Origin of the sequence: Roseovarius atlanticus (assembly GCF_019802205.1) — a bacterium.
GTDB classification, from domain to species: domain Bacteria; phylum Pseudomonadota; class Alphaproteobacteria; order Rhodobacterales; family Rhodobacteraceae; genus Roseovarius; species Roseovarius atlanticus_A.
Map to the genome: position 1 here is coordinate 1,572,116 of NZ_JAHVHQ010000003.1, position 19,665 is coordinate 1,591,780.

At 64.8% G+C, this 19,665-nt stretch carries 20 protein-coding genes; 9 read left to right on the plus strand and 11 right to left on the minus strand.

Translation table 11 applies throughout. The features are described 5' to 3' along the window. Positions 1 to 3 precede the first annotated feature (3 nt). Genes KUV49_RS13615 through hypE form a run of 9 tightly spaced genes read left to right on the plus strand, consistent with a single transcriptional unit; the run spans position 4 to position 7,712 of the window. Positions 4 to 849 (plus strand): hydrogenase expression/formation protein, encoded by an 846-nt coding sequence (locus KUV49_RS13615; RefSeq protein WP_222450414.1) that lies wholly within the window; start codon positions 4 to 6, stop codon positions 847 to 849. Beyond that, complete coding sequence (gene hybE / locus KUV49_RS13620; protein ID WP_222450415.1) at positions 846 to 1,622, plus strand: [NiFe]-hydrogenase assembly chaperone HybE; 777 nt, start codon at positions 846 to 848, stop codon at positions 1,620 to 1,622. Before KUV49_RS13615 ends, hybE begins: the two co-directional genes overlap by 4 nt. Positions 1,623 to 1,628: 6 nt before the next feature. Then, positions 1,629 to 2,540, plus strand: a complete 912-nt coding sequence (locus KUV49_RS13625; RefSeq protein ID WP_222450416.1) for a hydrogenase expression/formation protein HupK — start codon at positions 1,629 to 1,631, stop codon at positions 2,538 to 2,540. After that, complete coding sequence (hypA, locus tag KUV49_RS13630) at positions 2,533 to 2,874, plus strand: hydrogenase maturation nickel metallochaperone HypA (protein ID WP_152492699.1); 342 nt, start codon at positions 2,533 to 2,535, stop codon at positions 2,872 to 2,874. The genes KUV49_RS13625 and hypA overlap by 8 nt, the downstream gene beginning before the upstream one ends. Further along, positions 2,874 to 3,752: a hydrogenase nickel incorporation protein HypB gene (gene hypB / locus KUV49_RS13635; RefSeq protein WP_222450417.1), complete on the plus strand. Its 879-nt coding sequence runs from the start codon at positions 2,874 to 2,876 to the stop codon at positions 3,750 to 3,752. Before hypA ends, hypB begins: the two co-directional genes overlap by 1 nt. Next, complete coding sequence (locus KUV49_RS13640) at positions 3,749 to 5,230, plus strand: sigma-54-dependent transcriptional regulator (protein WP_222450418.1); 1,482 nt, start codon at positions 3,749 to 3,751, stop codon at positions 5,228 to 5,230. Before hypB ends, KUV49_RS13640 begins: the two co-directional genes overlap by 4 nt. Before the next feature lie 3 nt (positions 5,231 to 5,233). After that, on the plus strand, positions 5,234 to 5,524 hold the full coding sequence (locus tag KUV49_RS13645; protein ID WP_152495409.1) for a HypC/HybG/HupF family hydrogenase formation chaperone: 291 nt from the start codon (positions 5,234 to 5,236) through the stop codon (positions 5,522 to 5,524). After that, positions 5,521 to 6,666, plus strand: coding sequence for a hydrogenase formation protein HypD (gene hypD / locus KUV49_RS13650; protein ID WP_222450419.1), 1,146 nt, complete (start codon positions 5,521 to 5,523; stop codon positions 6,664 to 6,666). The genes KUV49_RS13645 and hypD overlap by 4 nt, the downstream gene beginning before the upstream one ends. A 2-nt stretch (positions 6,667 to 6,668) precedes the next feature. Next, entirely contained in the window at positions 6,669 to 7,712 is a 1,044-nt protein-coding gene (hypE, locus tag KUV49_RS13655; RefSeq protein ID WP_222451005.1) for a hydrogenase expression/formation protein HypE, read from the plus strand. Positions 7,713 to 7,791: 79 nt separating this feature from the next. On the opposite strand, the gene KUV49_RS13660 is transcribed toward hypE, so the two are convergent. The 11 genes from KUV49_RS13660 to KUV49_RS13710 form a co-directional block, all read right to left on the minus strand. Further along, the gene (locus KUV49_RS13660) at positions 7,792 to 8,640 is read right to left on the minus strand and encodes an ABC transporter permease (protein WP_222450420.1); all 849 of its coding nucleotides are present in this window, start codon (positions 8,638 to 8,640) and stop codon (positions 7,792 to 7,794) included. Between the two features lie 3 nt (positions 8,641 to 8,643). Then, positions 8,644 to 9,501, minus strand: a complete 858-nt coding sequence (locus KUV49_RS13665) for an ABC transporter permease (RefSeq protein WP_222450421.1) — start codon at positions 9,499 to 9,501, stop codon at positions 8,644 to 8,646. Further along, positions 9,501 to 10,592, minus strand: coding sequence for an ABC transporter ATP-binding protein (locus KUV49_RS13670; protein WP_222450422.1), 1,092 nt, complete (start codon positions 10,590 to 10,592; stop codon positions 9,501 to 9,503). The genes KUV49_RS13665 and KUV49_RS13670 overlap by 1 nt, the downstream gene beginning before the upstream one ends. Before the next feature lie 59 nt (positions 10,593 to 10,651). Continuing rightward, positions 10,652 to 11,716 (minus strand): extracellular solute-binding protein, encoded by a 1,065-nt coding sequence (locus KUV49_RS13675; protein WP_222450423.1) that lies wholly within the window; start codon positions 11,714 to 11,716, stop codon positions 10,652 to 10,654. 149 nt (positions 11,717 to 11,865) lie between these two features. Then, positions 11,866 to 13,011, minus strand: a complete 1,146-nt coding sequence (locus tag KUV49_RS13680; RefSeq protein ID WP_222450424.1) for an iron-containing alcohol dehydrogenase — start codon at positions 13,009 to 13,011, stop codon at positions 11,866 to 11,868. 1 nt (position 13,012) lies between these two features. Continuing rightward, positions 13,013 to 14,392 (minus strand): aldehyde dehydrogenase family protein, encoded by a 1,380-nt coding sequence (locus KUV49_RS13685; RefSeq protein ID WP_222450425.1) that lies wholly within the window; start codon positions 14,390 to 14,392, stop codon positions 13,013 to 13,015. Between the two features lie 3 nt (positions 14,393 to 14,395). Then, positions 14,396 to 15,760 (minus strand): glutamine synthetase family protein, encoded by a 1,365-nt coding sequence (locus KUV49_RS13690; protein ID WP_222450426.1) that lies wholly within the window; start codon positions 15,758 to 15,760, stop codon positions 14,396 to 14,398. A gap of 64 nt (positions 15,761 to 15,824) precedes the next feature. Beyond that, positions 15,825 to 16,862, minus strand: coding sequence for a TRAP transporter substrate-binding protein (locus KUV49_RS13695; RefSeq protein WP_222450427.1), 1,038 nt, complete (start codon positions 16,860 to 16,862; stop codon positions 15,825 to 15,827). Positions 16,863 to 16,920: 58 nt separating this feature from the next. Next, on the minus strand, positions 16,921 to 18,246 hold the full coding sequence (locus KUV49_RS13700; RefSeq protein WP_222450428.1) for a TRAP transporter large permease subunit: 1,326 nt from the start codon (positions 18,244 to 18,246) through the stop codon (positions 16,921 to 16,923). Next, complete coding sequence (locus KUV49_RS13705) at positions 18,246 to 18,824, minus strand: TRAP transporter small permease subunit (RefSeq protein ID WP_222450429.1); 579 nt, start codon at positions 18,822 to 18,824, stop codon at positions 18,246 to 18,248. Before KUV49_RS13705 ends, KUV49_RS13700 begins: the two co-directional genes overlap by 1 nt. Then, positions 18,821 to 19,603: an N-formylglutamate amidohydrolase gene (locus KUV49_RS13710; protein WP_222451006.1), complete on the minus strand. Its 783-nt coding sequence runs from the start codon at positions 19,601 to 19,603 to the stop codon at positions 18,821 to 18,823. Before KUV49_RS13710 ends, KUV49_RS13705 begins: the two co-directional genes overlap by 4 nt. Positions 19,604 to 19,665: the final 62 nt, after the last annotated feature.

Here is a 19,665-nt window from a genome sequence, read left to right on the forward strand (position 1 = left end):
AGCATGACCAACCCTTTCATGATGCCGCCCACCGGCTTTGGCCCGGGATCCCAGCCGCTCGACCAGCAGGACGAAGCACTGGAATACATGCCGCTGCCGCAGGACATGCGCACCTACTCTCCGCGCATCCCGGAAATCGAAGAACTGGGCGGCGCTGACGTGACACCGGCGCTGGCGCTTTTGGCACAGGTGGCGAACGCCGCCGCGGAGGTAGGTGCCGGCGGCGGCACACGGCAGTTCGACCTGGCCGGCCTCGATCCAGCCAACCGCGCCCTGATCGCGGAAACGATGGGCAGCGGAGAGGTGTCGGCCAAGGTCCGCGCCATCCCGGCCATTGCCGTTCAGGAGAGCGTCTTTGCCGGGATCTGGTCCCTGAAATCCGCCACTGCCGACCTGATCGAAGTCGCCGCCATTCCGGCCTGTGTCACCCGGGCCCCGTTTTCCCCCGTGCGCACGGCGTCGGGCAAGGACACGCCCCTGGCGGACGGCGTCGTGAACGCACCGCCGCTTCAGATCGAGCTTTTCGACAAATCGGCCGCCTTTTCGCCGGAGGCGGATCTGCATGTGATCAACCTTTCGCTTTTGCCGCATACCGAGGAAGACCTTGCCTGGCTCGATCACGCCGTGGGCGAAGGCGCGGTCACCATCCTGTCGCGCGGCTATGGCAACTGTCGTGTGACGGCGACGGCCATTCCCCATGTGTGGCGGGTGCAGTTCTTCAACTCCCAGGACACGCTGATCCTCGACACGTTCGAAGTGACGACGATGCCCGAGGTGGTCTGTGCCGCGCCCGAAGATCTTGGCGACAGCGCCAGGCGGCTGACCAGCGTGCTGGAGGCGATCCGATGAGCCGGTTCGAAGGCAGCTTCCTCGGCGCTGAGGACAAGATCAGCGCGCAGGCGGTCATGGAATGCAAGATCTGCTGGACGCCCTACGACCCGGCGGAAGGCGACGATTATCGGCAGGTGGAGCCGGGCACGCCGTTCCTGGCCCTGCCGGACGACTGGTCCTGCCCCAATTGCGGCGCGCCGAAAGAGCAGTTCATGGTGCTGGAGGACCCCGGCGCCGAGCCCGTGGCGGACGCCGCCCGACTTGACGCACTGACCGCCAGGCTGGTCGCCGAGTTCCGTGAAATCTGGCACGCCAAGATGCGCGACGTGCCCATGGTCAACAAGCTGCTCTCGGTCGAGGCGGTGGGGTTTCGCATGGTCGACGGGCGCCCGCTGGGTGTCCTGGTGTCGCCGTGGTTCATGAACCTGGTCCAGCTGCCCGGTGAGGGTGAGGATTGGTCGGGCCTGACGCCGGGCACGAAAGAGCTGATCGCCTTTCCGTCGGGGGACTACGAGTTCATCCACAACACCCGCGACATGATCGGCGGTTACAAGGCCTGCTCGCTGTTCTCTCCGATGGGTGATTTCTCGACCCAGTTGCAGGCGCAAGAGGTCGCCCGGGCGATCATGGTGGCCCTTTTCGACGAGGGCCATCGCGCCGAGACGGACCGCGCCGCCGACATCCGCGCCGAGCGCGAGGCCGCACTTGCCCCCGAGGAGAACGACGCGCCGAGCCTTACCGATGCCCCCACGCGCCGCGCCGTGATCTCGGGCGGTCTGGCGGAGACCTGACAGGCGATGAACCGGCCCCTTGCATATCCGCTGCGTGCCAGGCCTGTCCCCGCCCTGCCGGTGGCGCAGGTCGTGCTGGGCAAGCCGGTGGAAGAGGTCGCGGCGCTGTTGCCGCGTCTGTTCAACCTTTGCCGGGTGGCGCAAGGCGTGGCGGTTCGGGCCGCGTTGGGACTGGAACTTGCGACCGGGTGGCAAGAGGCGTTGCGGCGGGAAATCCTGCGCGAACACGTGGCAAAGCTGTGCCTGAAATGGCCCGCGCTCATGTCGCGGCCTGCGGTGCCGTTGCCCCGGGATTGGACCCACGACGCGCAGGCGGCACGCCTGGCGCTGTTCGGCGCAGGTGCAGGACTGCCGCACGACGTTCAGGGCCTTGCTGGATTCATGGCGCAAAGCCACGGGGTCGCGCCGGTCCTTCGCGCGATAGATCAACTGTTCCAACCCGCTGAAGGCTGCCGCGCCGCGTTGCCCTTTGCATCGGCCAGGACCGTGTTCGACCCCACGGCACAGGAAAATTCGGTCGCCACGCGCAGGGCCGGGCACCCTGTCCTGCACCACGTCGCCACGACCCATGGGCGCGGTCCGCTCTGGTCGGCCCTCGCCGTCGCCTACGAGCTTGACGCCCTTCTTGCCGGGGACGACGCGCCCCGGCTGTGGCACGCACCGGGCATGGCGGTGGTCACGGCGGCCCGTGGTCTGTACGGGATCAGGGCCGAGGTCGAGAACGGTCATGTCGCGGCCTTCAGGCGCCTCACGCCGACCGATCATTTGACGGCCCCGGGCGGCGCCCTCGACCAGTCGCTGGCCAGCCTGCCCGCCACGCGGGCGCAGGCGCTGGCCCCCCTGCTATTGTCAATTCTCGATCCATGCTATCCAGTTTCCCTCGAACCCGTCCAGCCAGGGGAGCCGGACCATGCATGAGATGTCGCTTTGCGAGGGGATGCGCAGCGTGATCGAGGAGCAGGCGCGCCGGCACGATGTGGCGCGCATCACACGGGTGCGGGTGGAAATCGGACGCTTTGCCGGGGTCGAGACCGAGGCGCTGCATTTTGCCTTCGACGTGGTGATGCGCGGATCGGTGGCCGAGGGGGCCGAGCTTGTGACGCTCGATTTGCCCGGGCGGGCCCTTTGTTACGATTGTATGAAAGAGGTGGAAATCCATGCCCGCCTCGACCCCTGCCCGCTTTGCGGCGGCGGAAAACTGATGCCGCAAGGCGGCGATGAAATGCGAATCAAGGACTTGGAGGTGGCATAATGTGCACTGTTTGCGGATGTTCCGACGGCGAAACCAAGGTGCATGGGCACGACCATGGGCATCACCATGATCACGACCATGAACACGGGCATGATCATGGGCATCATCACGGGCATTACCACCCCCACGATCACTCCCATGACCACGAGCATCATCACCATTATGGCCAGGGTCCGGCCGGTACCGAAGTGCCGGGCATGACGCAAGAGCGGCTGATCGAGATCGAGACCGATATCCTGTCCAAGAACGACCGCTATGCCCAGGCAAACCGCACATTTCTGGCCGAGCGCGGCGTGCTGGCGCTGAACCTCGTCTCGTCGCCCGGATCGGGGAAAACGACGCTGTTGTGCAAGACCATCGAAGCCCTTGGCGACCAGTCGCTGTCGGTGATCGAAGGGGATCAGCAAACCCAGAACGACGCCGACCGTATCCGCGCCACCGGCGCGCGGGCCGTGCAGGTCAACACCGGCAAGGGCTGTCACCTGGACGGGCACATGGTGGGTCACGCGATGGAGCACCTGGCGCTAGAGGCCGGTTCGATCCTGTTCATCGAGAATGTCGGCAACCTTGTCTGCCCCGCCGCCTTCGACCTGGGAGAAGACGCGAAGATCGCGATCCTGTCGGTCACCGAAGGGGAAGACAAGCCGTTGAAATACCCCGATATGTTCACCGCGGCCCGGTTGGCGATCCTGAACAAGACCGATCTTGCCCCGCATTGCGACGTGGATCTGGACCTTTACGAGGCGAACCTGCGACGGGTCAATCCGGGGATCGAGATCCTGAAGCTGTCGGCGCGCACCGGCGAAGGCATGACGGACTGGCTGGCCTGGCTGCGCACCCGGCTGGCAGAGAAATCCGTGACAGAGGCCGCGGAATGACGGGCCTGCCCACCATCTTGCTGGTGGATGACGAAGAGCATTCGCTGGCCGCGATGCGCATGGCACTCGAGGACGATTTCGACTGCCTGACGGCGGCCAACGCGGACGACGCGATGCGGCTCATGGAGGCGCATTTCGTCCAGGCCATTTTCTGCGACCAGCGGATGCCCGGCAAGACGGGGGTCGAATTCCTGGCCGATGTACGGGACCGCTGGCCGGATACGGTGCGGATCATCATCACCGGCTATACCGAGACCAACGACATGATCGCGGCCATCAACGAGGCCGGGATCTATCAGTTCGTGACCAAGCCGTGGCACCCGGATCAGTTGATGATGGCGGCCAAGAACGCCGCACAGCTTTTCCAACTGGCGCGCGAGCATGACCGCCTGTCGCTGGAAATGCGGTTCCTGGGCAAGACCGCGGAAAGCAAGGTCGAGGCGCGGCGGCGTACCTTGCGTGAAGGTTTCGGGTTCGAACGCATCCTGCGCGCGCCCAACTCTCCGATGAACGCGGCGGTCGAACTGGCCCGGCAGGTGGCCAGTTTCGATGTGTCCGTGCTGATCACCGGCGAGGCCGGTACCGGAAAGGACATCATGGCGCGCGCGATGCACTACGCGTCGCTGCGGTCCGACCAGTCGTTCTATGAACTGAACTGCGCCGGCCTGCCCGATGACGTTCTGAAGCTGGAAGTGCTGGGGGCCAAGAAAGGCGCTGTGCCCGGCCAGCCCAACACCAGGATCGGGCTGCTGCAGAAAGCCTCGCGCGGCACGCTCTTCCTGAACGGTATCGATACGCTCAGCCCGCAGATGCAGCTTGTCCTGTTGCGCGTGGCGACCGAGGGCAGCTTCGAGCCCATCGGCGGCACCGAGACCCTGACCACGAACACGCGCCTGATCACCGGCAGCCACAGTGACCTGTCGGTCGCGGTCTCGGACGGCGCGTTTCGGTCCGATCTCTACTACGCGCTTGCGACAACGGAACTGGCCATGCCGCCGCTGCGGTCGCGCATGGAAGACCTCGACATCCTGTCGCGGCATATCCTTGGCGACCTTGCCGGCGAGCATTCCAAGCCGGTGGACGGCTTGTCGAAACTCGCCCTGGAATTCCTGGGCAATTACGACTGGCCCGGCAACCTGCCCGAGCTGACGAACGAGCTGACCCGGATGCTGATCCTCAGCCAGGAACCGCGTCTTGGGCCAGAGCTGATCTCGCGCCACATATTGCAGGCCGATCCGTCGGTCTCGTTCCGCGCCGACCCGCGCGAAGCCGATCTTCTGGTGTCGGAAGGTACGCTGAAAGAGCGGATCGAAGCCATCGAGGCCCGCATCCTGCGCGAGACCCTGACGCGGTTGAAATGGAACAAGAGCCGCGCCGCCGACGAGCTTGGGTTGAGCCGTGTCGGGCTGCGCTCGAAGCTGGATCGTTACGGCGTGCATCAACCGGGCAAGACCAAGGCCCCCGAAGACGAGGACTGAGACATGTGTCTGGGAATACCGGGACAAATCGTCGAGATCACCGACGCGAACCGCCTGATGGCGCTGGCCGATATATCCGGCGTGCGCCGCGAAGTGTCTGTCGCCTGCGTGGCCACGCCCGACCTTGGCGACCTGATCGGCGAGTGGGCGCTGATCCATGTGGGCTTTGCCATGAGCGTGATCGACGCCGACGAGGCCGAAAAGACGCTGGAGGCCTTGCGGGGTCTCGGTGAAGCGCAGGAAACGCTGGAGGCGATGGCCGAAGGCGCGTCAGCCCTGGAGGGAACGCAATGAGATATGTCGAGGAATTCAGGGACCCTGTGGCCGCCAAGGCCGTGCTGGCGGCCATTGAAACCGTGGTTCAGGAGATCGGCGCGACCGCCGAGAAGCCGGTGCACATCATGGAAATCTGCGGCGGGCACACCCATGCGATCTTTCGCTACGGTCTCGACCGCCTGACGCCTAAGGGCATCGAGTTCATCCATGGCCCGGGCTGCCCGGTCTGCGTGCTGCCGATGAGCCGGATCGACGAATGCGTCGAGATTGCCGAGCGGCCCGAGGTGATCTTTTGCACTTTCGGCGATGCGATGCGCGTGCCGGGCACCCGCAAATCCCTGATGCAGGCCAAGGCCGACGGCGCGGATATCCGCATGGTGTACTCCCCTCTCGACGCGCTGGAGATCGCCCGCCGCAACCCGGAGCGCGAAGTGGTGTTCTTCGGTCTCGGTTTCGAGACGACGACCCCCTCGACCGCCCTGTCGATCCAACAGGCCGCGCGTGAGGAATTGCGCAACTTCAGCGTCTTCTGCAACCACATCACCGTGCCACCCCCGATCAGGGCCTTGCTGAACGACCCGCACATGGTGCTCGACGGTTTCGTCGGGCCCGGCCACGTGTCGATGGTGATCGGCACGCATCCCTATGATTTCATCGCCGAGATCTATGGCAAGCCCATCGTCGTCGCGGGGTTCGAGCCGCTCGACCTGCTGCAATCGGTGCTGATGGTCCTGCACCAGATCCGTGACGGGCGGGCCGAGGTGGAGAACCAGTATGCGCGCGTGGTGCCGGAGCATGGCAACCCGGTCTCGCTGGCCGCCATCGAGGATGTCTACGAGCCGCGCCCCACCTTCGAGTGGCGCGGACTTGGGGAGATCGACGCAAGCGGACTGCGTATCCGGGGCAAGTACGCCGCCTTCGACGCCGAGGAAAAGTTCGGCGTCGGCTACGGGGCCGGCCCGCGGCTCGTCTCCGAGCCCGAAGGCTGCGCCTGCGGTCAGGTGATGACCGGACGGATCAAGCCCACGGGCTGCCCGCAATACGGCACCGGCTGCACGCCCGAGATGCCGCTGGGCGCCCTCATGGTCAGTTCGGAAGGCGCCTGTGCCGCTTATTACCAGTACGGCGCAACCGACGAGCGGCTGGAGGCGGTGGAATGAACATGAGCACTCCGGTCAAGCCTGCACGCCTGCGCGGCGATCGCGTGACCATGGCCCATGGCGGCGGCGGCAAGGCGATGCGCGACCTGATCGAGGAGATTTTCACGGATGTCTTTCTGCCGCCCGGCTCGGAGGACCAGGCGCGGCTGACGTCGGACGCGCTGCGCGTGCCGGGGGCGCAACTGGCCTTTACCACGGACAGTTTCGTGGTCTCGCCGCCTGAATTTCCCGGCGGGGACATCGGCAAGATCGCGGTCTGCGGCACGGTCAACGACCTGGCCGTCGGCGGGGCGAAACCGCTATGGCTGTCGGCGGCGTTCATCATCGAGGAAGGCTGCGAGTTCGACCTGCTGCGCCGGATCGTGGCCTCGATGCAGGAAGAGGCCGAAAAGGCCGGCGTCCGGATCGTCACCGGAGATACCAAGGTCGTGGAACGCGGGGCCGCGGACAAGGTCTTTGTCACGACCTCCGGCGTCGGGGTCATCCCTCCGGGGCGCGACATGCGGGCGGAAAACATCCGGCCCGGCGACGTGGCGCTGGTCAACGGGGTTCTGGGCGATCATGGCGCGACCATCCTGGCCGCGCGCGGCGACATGGCGCTCAGCACCGACATCCGGTCCGATTGCCAAAGTCTCGGCGCGCTGGTCGAGGCGGTCCTGGCGGTCGCCCCCAACACCCGCGCGGCCCGCGACGCGACACGCGGCGGGGTGGCATCGGCATTGAACGAAATGGCCGAGGCGGCTGCCCTGGAGATCGAGATCGACGAGACCGCCCTGCCCCTGCGCCCCGAGGTCAAAGGCGTGTGCGAGGTTCTGGGGCTCGATCCGCTATACCTGGCCAATGAGGGCACGTTGGTGCTGTTTGTCCCGCCGGACGAGGCAGAGGCCGCCCTTGCCGCGATGAAAGACCTGGAGGCGGGACGAGGCGCGACCATGATCGGCAAGGCGCGATCCGGGCGTGCGGGCCGGGTGGTGATGACCACCCTCTTCGGGGGTCAACGGCTGGTCGACACCCTGGTCGGTGAACAATTGCCCCGCATCTGCTAGTTGCCCTGCTTTGCCTTGCGTGGCCGCGACCCGGGCGCCGTCAGCCTGCGTCAACGGGTCGGGTCGCGGGACGCGGGCGCTATCGGCGCTGGAACAGGATCACGACCAGCGCCAGGAGCGACGAGCCGAGCATCAAGAGCAAGGAAACCGCATTGAGAAGCGGGGTAGACCCTTCCTTCAGGCGGTCGAACATCGCAATTGTCAGCGGCGCGTCGGAGCCGACCAGCATGAGCGTGGTGTTGAAGTTCTCGAAGCTCATCAGGAAGGCCACGACCAGCGCGCCGATCATGGCGGGCATGAGGAAGGGAATGGTGATCGTGCGCACCGCCGTCAAGCGGGTGGCGCCGAGGTTCAGCGCGGCCTCTTCCAGCGTGCGGTCGAACTTTTGCAGGCGGGCGGTGATGACCAGTGTCGCGATGGTGGTGATAAAGGAGAACTGCCCGAGGATCACCAGCAGCAAGCCGGGGCGCAGGGCCTGGATGTCGACCTCTGCCGCGTTCCAGATGCCGTTGGCCAGCGTCGAGGAAAACACCAGGATCGAGATGCCGAGCACGATCCCGGGGATCACCAGCGGCAAGAGCATGAGCACATAAAGCGCGCCCTTGCCGCGAAACTCGTAGCGGTTGAAGAGAAACGCGTTGGTGGTGCCGACGCTGACCGACAGGACCGATACGCAGGCGGCGACGAAGGCCGAGGTGCCCACCGCGCGCAGGATGCCGCGTTCGTGAAAGACGCCGATCTGGGGGCGGTCCTCGCCGAAGAACCAGTTCCAGGTGAAGCCTTCCCAGGGCAGTGACGGAAACTGGCTGTCGTTGAAGGCGAAGACGGCGACGACCGTGAGGGGCAGCGCGAGGTAGAGAAAGAACAGCAACACGTAGCCGCCGTAGAGGAGGCGAAAGCTGCGCGAACGGGGGATGGTCGGGATCATGGCCTACCCCATCGTTTCCTGAAGGGTCCGCCCCGTCAGGCGCAGCATCCCCCAGACGATCACCGAGGACAGAACCAGCAGCATGAAGCCGAAGGCCGCGCCCAGTTCCCAGTTGGAGCGGACGATGAACTGATTGTAGATCATCTCGGTGAACCACAGGCTGTCCTTGCCGCCCAGCATGGTTGGCGTCAGGTAATTGCCCAAGCTGAGCATGAACACCACGATGCAGCCCGAGACGATGCCCGGCATGGCGTGGGGGATGATGATTTCGCGCAGGACCGACAGGCCGTTGCCGCCAAGGTCATAACCCGCCTCGACCACGCTGTCGTCGAGGCTTTCAAGCGTCGTGACCAGCGGGACCACCATGAAGAGCATCGAGGTATAGACCAGCCCCACCATCATGGCCGCGTCGTTGTAGAGCATCTCGACCGGCTGATCGGCCAGCCCCGCCCATTGTAGCAAGTTGGAGATGAGGCCGGTTTCGCGCAGGAGGATCATCCAGCCGAAGGTGCGCACCAGTTCCGAGACGTAGAACGGGATCAGGCACAGCATGAACAGCACCTGCTGCAAGCGGCCCCGCGCCATCTTGGCGATGTAATAGGCCACAGGAAAGGCGATCAGCAGGGTGATGGCGGTGGCCAGCACCGACATCACCGCCGTGCGCCAGAAGGTGCGCAGGTAGAGCGGTTCAGTGAGGGCCTTTTCGTATTGCGTCAGGCTGGGCTCGTAGACGCCGAAACTGATGCGTTCGCGCAGCGAGATCATCAACATGTCGATATGCGGGATGACGATCAGCAGGCCCAGCCACAGGACCAGCGGCGTCAGCAGCAGGATGAACCCGATCCGGGCCTCGGCGCGCATCAGGCGGCCCCGGCAAAGCACATCGCCTGTGCCGCGCCCCAGCCGATATGCACCCTGTCGCCGCGCTTCAGGCTGGCGAATTCCCCGGTCTGTGGCAGCGTGACCTCGAGCGTTTCGCCCGCGTCGTCCTCTACCAGCACGCGCGAGGCCGCGCCGTTGAAGAGAAGGCTGGTCACCCTGCCCTGCATCCGGTTCTCGAACTGCGCCAGCGCCTCGGCATTGGCGGCGAGGTGGACGGCCTCCGGCCGGACGAAGATTTCGGCAGTATCGCCCTTGGACAGCGCTTGGGCGGCGGTCGCGCGCATGGTGAGGCCCGTGTCGGTGCGCATTTCCAGCGTCGCGCCCTCGACCCGGTCGATGCGGCCTTTCCAGCGGTTCGCCTCTCCGATGAACCCTGCGACGAAGGGCGTCGCGGGCCGGTAGTAGAGGTCCTGCCCCGTGCCGACCTGCTCGAACCGTCCGGCGTTCATCACGGCGATCTGGTCGGACATGACCAGCGCCTCGGACTGGTCGTGGGTGATGTAGACGAAGGTGGTGTCAAAGGCCGCCTGAAGCGCCTTCAGCTCGATCTTCATGTGCTCGCGCAGCTTGAGGTCGAGGGCGCCGAGAGGTTCGTCCAGCAGCAGCACATCGGGTTCCAGCACCATGCAGCGGGCGATGGCCACGCGCTGTTTCTGCCCGCCGGACAGCTCATCCACCTTGCGCGCACCGATACCCGGCAGGCCGATCCGGTCCAGCGCCTCGTCCACCTTGCGGGCGATCTGGGCCTTGGCCATGCCCTGCCGCCGCAACCCGTAGCCGATATTGTCGGCGATGGTCATCATCGGGAAAAGCGCGAGGTGCTGGAACACCATGTTCACCGGGCGCTTGTTGGGGGGCGTGTCCAGGACCGTGCCGCCCTTGATGCGGATGTCGCCGGACGTCGGCTCCAGAAACCCGGCGATCATCCGCATGATCGTGGTCTTGCCACAGCCCGACGGACCCAGGATGGAAAAGAAACTGCCCGGCGGCACGGAGAACGACACGTCGTTAACGGCGGTCGTGTCGCCGAAACGCTTTACCAGCTCGACGCATTCAAGATCAGGAGTCATGCAGGGGGCCGTTTGTTGGGCGGCACCCTCGCTAAAGGGTGCCGCGTCGTGTTGCGCGATCAGTTGGCGGCCTGGACGCGGTCCAGAACCTCGCCTTCGATGGCCTCCAGGCCGGCGGGAACCGGCGGATACCACTTGATGTTGTCGACGGCCTCAGGCGGGAAGCTGTCCTGGTACTTGGCCTTGAGCGCGTCCTCGGCATATTCGTCCGCACCGGCAGAGGCGGTGAAGTTGCCCGCCGCCGCGGTGATCTTGGCCGATACCTCGGGCTGCATCACGAAGTTGATCCATTCATAGGCCACGTCGTCGGCCTGCCCCTTGGCAGGCAGGACGAACGTGTCGATCCAGCCCAGTGCGCCCGAGGCCGGGGCGACGAAGGTGATGTCGGCATTGTCTTCGTTCAACTTCCAGCCGCCAGTGTCCCAGGCCATCGACGCGGTGACCTCGCCCGAGCGCAGGAGGTTCATCAGCTCGTCGCCGCCGCTCCAGTAGGCCTTCACGTTGGACTTGCACTCGGTCAGCTTGGCTTCGACCTTTTCCATGATCTCGGCGTACTTGGCCTCGTCGTCATAGGCCGCGAACGGGTCCTCGCCCATGGCGAAGGCAAAGCCGATCAGGGTGGGCCGCTTCAGGCGGTAGGACACCTTGCCTTCCAGCGCCGGATCGCAGAGATCGGTGTAGTCCTTGACCACGTCGCCCGCCTCGGCGGTGTTCAGCACCAGGCCGGAGGTGCCCCAGACATGCGGCACGCCGTAGACTTCGCCGTTCACGGTGGTGTTGCCCTTGGTGGCTTCCAGCATGGAGGGGATGAAGAGCGACTCGTCGATTTTCGACAGGTCCATGGGCTTGTAGATGCCGAATTCCATCTGCGGGCCCATGATGCGGTCCTGCGAGGGTTGGGCGAGGTCGAAGCCGCCGCCGCCCGTGGCGCGCAGCTTGGCGATCATTTCCTCGTTGTTGGACTTGGTCACCTCGACGGTGTGGCCGGTCTGTTCCTCGAACATCTCGACGACCTCGTCAGGCGCGTAGCCGCCCCAGGTCAGCAGGCGCAGCGTGTCGGCGGTGGCGGCCTGCGACAGGCCGAACACGGCCAGGCAGGTTGTCGTGAGCAAAGTCTTTTTCATGGGTGTCCCCCTCTGGTGGATGATTGTTTGCGTGCAGGATGGTCAGCATTGACCATTTGGTCAAACTCTTTGACGAGTCGGTGCCTTTTGCCCGAGTTTCTTGACAGTTTCTTGTCAGGCCCCCTGCCCGGTCGCTTTTTCCTTTTGCGTCAAAGACAAGCCTCGAAAAGCTTGCGCGTATTCTCGGCCGTCATCTCGATCGGATTGCCGCCTGTCGACGGATCCCGCAGCGCCGCATCCACAAGCGTGTCAAGGTCGGGGTCGGTCACGCCCAGGTCTGTCAGCGTCCTGGGGATGCCGAGACTGTCGTTCAGCTGATCCACGAAGGCGCAGAAGCCGTCGAAACCGCCCTCGATGCCAAGATAGGCCGCAGCGGGGCCAAACCGCTCGCGGATCGCGGGCGCGTTGAATTGCAGGACGGCGGGCATACAGACGGCGTTCGTGGTGCCGTGATGGGTGTGATGATGCGCACCGATGGGGTGGCTGAGCGCGTGGATCGCCCCCAGCCCCTTTTGGAAAGCCGTGGCGCCCATGGCCGCCGCGCTCATCATGTTCGCCCGCGCCTCGATATCGGAGCCGTCGGCATAGGCGCGCGGCAGGTAATCCTTGACCAGACGCATCCCTTCCAGCGCGATGCCCTGGCTCATGGGGTGGTAATGCGGGCTGGAATACGCCTCGACACAATGGGCGAAGGCATCAAGGCCGGTGCCGGCGGTGATGTGCTTGGGCATCCCCACGGTCAGTTCGGGGTCGCAGATGACCACGGCGGGCAGCATCTTGGGGTGGAAGATGATTTTCTTCTCATGCGTGGCCGAATTGGTGATGACCGACGCGCGCCCCACTTCCGATCCGGTCCCTGCGGTGGTGGGCACGGCGACGATGGGGTGGATGCCTTCGGGGTCGGCGCGGGTCCACCAGTCGCCGATATCCTCGAAATCCCAGACCGGGCGGGTCTGGCCAGCCATGAAGGCCAGAGTCTTGGCGAGGTCGAGGCCAGAGCCGCCGCCGAAGGCGATGACGCCGTCAAAGCCGCCGTCGCGGTAGAATTTCAGCCCTTCCTCGACATTGGCGTCCGAGGGGTTGGGATCGACCTCGGCAAAGATCGCGCGGCCCAGCCCGGCGGCCTCCATCAGGTCGAGCGTGCGGGTCGTGATATCCATGGATTTCAGCCCCCGGTCGGTGACCAGAAGCGGTTTCGCGATGCCCGCGGCACGGCAGGCCTCGCCAATCTCGGCAATGCGTCCGGCGCCGAAGTGCATGTTCGTGGGATAGGACCAGTTTCCGGTAAGAGCCATGTCAGATCTTTCTCAAGTGGTAGGATTTGGGCCGCGTCAGGGCCTGGTAGGCGAGTTTCGACAGCCCCGCGCCGTGGCCGGTATCCTTGCATCCGGTCCAGCACAAGGCGGGGTCGAGGTAATCGCAGCGGTTCATGAAGACGGTGCCGGTCTCGATCCGGTCGCCGATGCGTTCGGCGGCGGCGGCGTCGCGTGTCCAGACCGAGGCGGTGAGGCCAAAGCGGCTGTCATTCATCAGGCGGATCGCGGTGTCGTCGTCGGGCACGGACATGATGCCGACGGCGGGACCGAAGGATTCGTCGCGCATGACGCGCATGTCGTGGGTGACATTCGTCAGGACCTGCGGCGTGACATAGGTGTTGTCGCCGTCATCTGCCTGCATCCGGTCGATATGGGCCGTAGCGCCATCCTCCAGCGCCTCGGCAATCTGTGCGCGGACTTCGCGGGCAAAGCGGATATTGGCCATGGGGCCGAGGGTGGTCTCGGGGTCGAGCGGGTTGCCCAGTTTCTGCGCCTTGGTCCAGGCGACGGCCTTTTCGACGAAGGCATCGAACAGGGGTTCGGCCACGTAGATCCGCTCGATCCCGCAACAGCACTGGCCCGCGTTGAAGATCGCGCCGTCCATCAGCCCGTCGACGGCGGCATCGAGGTCCGCGTCGGCGCGCACATAGCCCGGGTCCTTGCCACCCAGTTCGGTGGCGACCGGCGTGAACGTCCCGGCGGCGGCGCGTTCCATCGCCTGCCCGCCCCCGACCGAGCCGGTGAAGTTCACGAAATCCACGTGTCGGCCCGCGATCAGCGCGTCGGTCGTGTCGTGGTCGATGACCACGTTCTGGAACACGTCCCGGGGCACGCCCGCCGCGTGCAGCGCCTCGGCCAGGTGCTCGCCCACCTGCAAGGTCTGGCTGGCATGTTTGAGGATGACGGAGTTGCCCGCGATGAGCGCGGGCGCGACCGTGTTGATCGCCGTCATGTAGGGATAGTTCCACGGCGCCACGACCAGGACGACACCCCAGGGCACGCGCTTGATCACGCGGCGGGCGGTGTCGCTGTCTTCAATGATGTCCTCGGCCAGCCCCTCGGCGGCCACGTCGGCCATGTAGGACAGCCGCTCGCTGAAGCCGCCATATTCGCCGCCGTAACGCACCGGGCGGCCCATCTGGTGCGCCAGTTCCCGTGCCATGCGGTCGGTGTCGGCGCCGATGATCTCATTGGCTTTGCGCAGGGCCGCGACACGCTCGGCCAGTGGCGTTGCGGCCCAGTCCGCCTGTGCCGCCCGGGCCTTGTCGGTCGCAGCGACCGCCGCGTCGAGGGGCAGCACATCCCGCGTGATGTAAACCGATCCGTCGATCGGCGAGATCAGGTCAACTGTCTTGCTCATTCCTCAGGCCCTTTCAAATCCGCGCGCGATTTCCCAGTCGGTCACGACGGCGTCGAACGTCTCCTGCTCGACCTCGGCGGTGCGGGTGTAGTGATCGACCACGTCGTCGCCCATCACTCGGCGCAGCATGTCGGAGTTGCGCAAAAGGCCGGTGGCCGCGCGCAGGGTGTGGGGCAGCATCGGCACATTGTCCATCTGGTAGACATCGCCGGTGACGGGGGGCGACAGCTCCAGCCCCTCTTCGATGCCGCAGAGCCCGGCAGCCAGCTGGGCGGCACAGGCGAGATACGGGTTGATGTCCGAACCCGGTGTGCGGCATTCGATGCGCACGCCCTTGGTGCCATCGCCCACCAGCCGGTAGCAGGCGGTGCGATTGTCGATGCTCCATGCGATCTTGGTGGGGGCGAAGGTGCCCGGCATCAGGCGCTTGTAGCTGTTGATGTAGGGCGCGAGGAAATAGGTCATGTCGGGAGAATACTTCAGCAGGCCCGCGACATAGCTTTTCAGCGTGGCGGACATGGTCAGGTCGGCGTCCGCATCGTAAAACGCGGGCGTGTCGCCCTTGAACAGAGACTGGTGGATATGCGCGGCCGAGCCGACCTTGTCGGCGTGCCACTTGGGCAGGAAGCTGGCGGCGTGGCCGTGCTGGTTCGCGATCTCCTTCACCGCCTGCTTGGCGATCGTGTGGTGATCGGCGCAGAGCATCGCGTCGGCATAGCGTATGTTCAGCTCCTCCTGCCCGGTCTCGGCCTCGCCCTTGGTATTCTCCACCGGCACGCCCGCCGCATAGAGCAGGTTGCGGATCGGGCGCATCACATGCTCTTCCTTGGTGGTCTGAAGGATGTTGTAATCCTCGTTGTAGCCGCTGAAGGGCGTCAGGCTGCGAAACCCCTCCTTGCGGATCTCGTCGAAGGATTTCTCGAACAGGAAGAACTCCAGCTCGGTCGCCATCATCGGGGTAAAGCCCATCGCCTCGGCCCGTTCGATCTGGGCCTTGAGGATCTGGCGCGGGCTATGCGGCACCGGCTTGTGGGTGTGATGGTCCAGGATATCGCAGAGCACCATCGCCGTGCCTTCGAGCCACGGCACAAGGCGCAGCGTGCCAAGGTCGGGCTTCATCACGTAGTCGCCATAGCCCTTTTCCCAGGACGTCGCGGCATAGCCGTCCGGCGTCGCCATTTCCAGGTCCGTCGCCAGAAGGTAATTGCAGCAATGGGTTTCCACATGCGCGCTTTCAAGGAAGTTCGACACGTGGAACCGCTTGCCCGCAAGCCGGCCCTGCATGTCCACGAGGCAGACAAGCACCGTGTCGATCTCGCCTTTGGCGGCAAGCTTTTTCAGGTCGGCGAAGGTGAGGTTGGCGGTCATGGTCTGTCTCCGTGAAATGAACGGAGCGCCTTGGCAAAAGGCGCTCCGGGATCCTTGGGCTGGCTTACTCGAAATTGTAGGGCACACCGGCCTGGTTGATGACCGAGTTGTACTCGCGGAAGATGCCGACGATCTTCTCGTGAACCTCGCCTTCCTGGGCGACTTCGTCCCAGAACTCCTTGGCGGCGTTTTCGACCTCGGCCCATTCGGACGCGGGCACCGAGCGCAGTTCCAGCTTCTCGCCATTGGCACGCAAAGCTGCCTCGCCGCCCCAGTACCACTGGTTGCGGTAGGTGTGCCCGGCCTCGACCCCGGCCATGACGACCGATTTCAGGTGATCGGGCAGTTCCGCCCAGCGTTCCTGGTTGGCGAACCACGAGCCGATCCAGGCGCCCGAGATGTTGTTGGTCAGGAAATAGTCGGTCACGTCGGCCCAGCCCACGGTGTAATCCTCGGTGATGCCCGACCAGGCCATGCCGTCAAGCTCGCCGGTCTGCACGGCGACCTCGGCGTCCTCGTAGGGGATGTTCACCGGCACGACGCCGAACTTCGCGAGGAACCGGCCTGCCGTGGGGAAGGTATAGAGCTTCAAGCCGTCAAGGTCGGCGACCGAGGTGATTTCCTTCTTGGTGTTGAAGTTGCAGGGGTCCTGCCCCGCCGCCGACAGCCATTGCACGCCGACCTTGCCGTATTCCTCGCGCCAGATATCGGCGAGGCCGTACTGGTTGAAGAGCACCGGCACATCGAGGATGTGCTTGGTGGCAAAGGGAAAATACCCGCCGAACATGCGCAGCGGCGTGGGCGAGGCCATCGAGTCGTCGTCCGAATGGACGCCGTCGATCGTGCCGCGCTGAAGCGCCTGGAACAACTCGCCGGTGGGGACGATCTGGTCGGCGTAAAAGAGCTCGATCTCCAGCTCTCCGTTGGAATTGGCGTTGATATAATCGATGGCCGGCTTGGTCACTTCCTCGCCAAGCGCGCTGCCGGCATAGGTCTGGAAGCGCCACTTGATCGCGGATTGCGCCTTGACGATCGCAGGGGTTGCAAGCGTCGCAGGGACGGCCGCACCGGCCGCTCTCAGGAAATTACGTCTTGTCGTCATCTTAATACCCTCTCTGTTAGGTTCAGTTGCTCGACGCCTTGTGACCAAGGTCTCTTGTTTAATTTCCATAGACATACCCCGGCAGCCAAAGCGCGATTTCCGGGAAGATCATGATCGTCGCCAGCGCCGCCACCATCACCAGCACGAAGGGCAGGATGGAGGTGTAGATGTCCTTCAGCGTGATCTCGGGCGGCGCCATGGCGCGCATCAGGAACAGGTTATAGCCGAAGGGTGGCGTCATGTAGGCGATTTGCGTGGTGATGGTGTAAAGCACGCCGTACCAGATCAGGTCGAAGCCGAGCGCGCCCACCAGCGGCACGTAGAGCGGTGCCACGATCACCAGCATCGCGGTGTCGTCGAGGAACGTGCCCATCACGATGAACGACAGCTGCATCAGGATGAGGATCATCCAGGGGCTGAGGCCCAGTTGCTCGGTAAAGAGGCTCTCGATCGCCTTGACCGCGCCAAGCCCGTCGAAGACCGCGCCGAAGGCGAGTGCGGCGAGGATGATCCACATGAACATGCAGGAGATGCCCAGCGTCTTGCGCACCGAGGTCTCAAAGACCTGCCGGGTCATGCGGCCCTTGGCCACGGCGGCGAGGAGCGCGGCAATGGCGCCGATGGCGGAGGATTCCACCAGAGATGTCCAGCCATTGACGAAGGGCACCATCATGGTGAAGAAGATGAAAAGCGGCAGCAGGCCCGCGCCCAGCAGGCGGATCTTTTCGCCCATGGGGATGTCGCGCTCTTCCTTCGGCAGGATCGGTCCAAGCGTCGGGTTCAGGCGGCAGCGGATCACGATGTAGAGGACGAACATCCCCGCCATCATCAGCCCCGGCAGCACGCCTGCCAGCCACAACTGCCCCACCGGCTGGCGGGCGATCATGGCGTAAAGCACCAGGACGACGGAGGGTGGCACGAGGATGCCGAGCGAGGACCCGGCCTGTATCACCCCGGTGACCATGCGCTTGTCGTAGCCTCGCTTCAAGAGTTCCGGCAAGGCGATGGTCGCCCCGATCGCCATGCCCGCCACCGACAACCCGTTCATGGCCGAGATCAGCACCATCAGCCCGATCGTGCCCACGGCGAGACCACCGGACAGCCCGCCCATCCAGACGTGGAACATGCGGTAGAGGTCATCCGCGATGCGGCTTTCCGACAGGACATAGCCCATGAAGATGAACATCGGCAGCGTCAGCAGCGGATACCATTTCATCACCTTGATCGCGGCGGCGAAGCCGAGGTCATAGCCGCCCCGGTCGCCCCACAGGAAGAAGGCCGCCACGACAGCGACGAACCCGATGGCGCCGAAGACCCGTTGCCCGGTCAGCAGCATCAGCATCATGGAGGCGAACATCAGCGCGGCGATGGCTTCGTAGGGCATCAGGTGCGGGTCCCCTCGGGCCGGGCGTCAGAGATGTCCTCGTCCTTCGGGCCCATGTCATGCCCCTTGAGCCGCAGGATATCCTTGAAGAACTCGCTGACGGCCTGAAGCAGCATCAGGAAAATGCCCACGACCATGATCAGCTTGATCGGCCACAGGTAGGGCCGCCAGACGCTGTTGCTGCGCTCGCCGCCATACTGGAAGGAATACATCAGGCTGTCCCAGCCGCCCCAGAGCAGGAAGGCCAGGTAGACGATCAGGAAAAGCACGGTGATGGCATCAACCTGCGCCTTGCGCCGGTCGCTCCATTCGCCATAGAGCAGGTCCATCCGCACGTTCGAGCCCATCTGGATCGAGTACGGACCGCCCAAGATGTAGTAGGCGACCATCGCGAACTGCGCCATTTCCAGCGTCCAGAGAGACGGGTTGATATCGAGCCCGATATCGCTGCCCAGCTTGGTGAAGGACGACCACAGCAGGATCGCCATCATCACGAAGATTCCGTACATGACGATCCGCCCGATCCAGCGGTTCATGCGGTCGACGACCGCGACATATGTCAGCATCGCCCCGGTCATGCGGTCGCGGCCTTTGGGGCCAGCGCTGTGTTCAGCAGGGTCGCCAGATGCGTTGCGACACGGTCCACTTCGATGGCCTCGCCCAGCAGGTCGTTGCGGACCTCGATCATGACGTTTGTCAGCCCGCGTGCGGTGGCGTGGCGGGCCAGCGTGTGGGTGACCCCGTCGCGGGCCGAGTAAGGCTCGTTCAGATGGGTGACCAGGGTGTCGTCGGCGGCATTCAGCATCGCCTCGGCAAGCGACGCATCGGCGTCGTGCAAAAGGCCCAGCTGGGTGCTGCGGGGCGTGCCATGCCAGACCGGCGCGAAACTGTGGATGGTGACCAGCGTCGGCGGCGTCTCGAAGCCATCGAGGACGTCGGATAGCGTGGCATGAAACGGGTCGTATACCTCTTTGGTGCGGGCGGTTTTCTCGGCCTCGCTCAGGTCGCGATTGCCCGGCACCGGGATTTCGCCGCTCTGGTGCGGCATCGCATCCGGCGCCTCGGGCGGGCGGTTCAGATCGTAGACCAGCCGCGAGACCGTCGCGAGGACCAGCGGCGCATCCAACCGCGTGGAAAGCTCCCGCGCCAGCGCCTCGGCGCCGATATCCCAGACGGCGTGGGTTTGACGGTGCTCGGGCGCCAGTCCCAGCGTGCCGAGCGAGGCCGGAATGACGGCGCTGGCATGTTCGCACACCAGGCACAAAGGCGCCTGTCCGCCCGGGTTGATCACCTCGGCCACAGGCCCGTGGTCGGGGGCCAGAATCTGGTATGCTGTCGATCCGCTCACACCGGCCATTAGTGGCGGCGGCCGGAAAACTGTCAAGAAATTTCCGTAGACGAAATTACGACTCCGGGGTA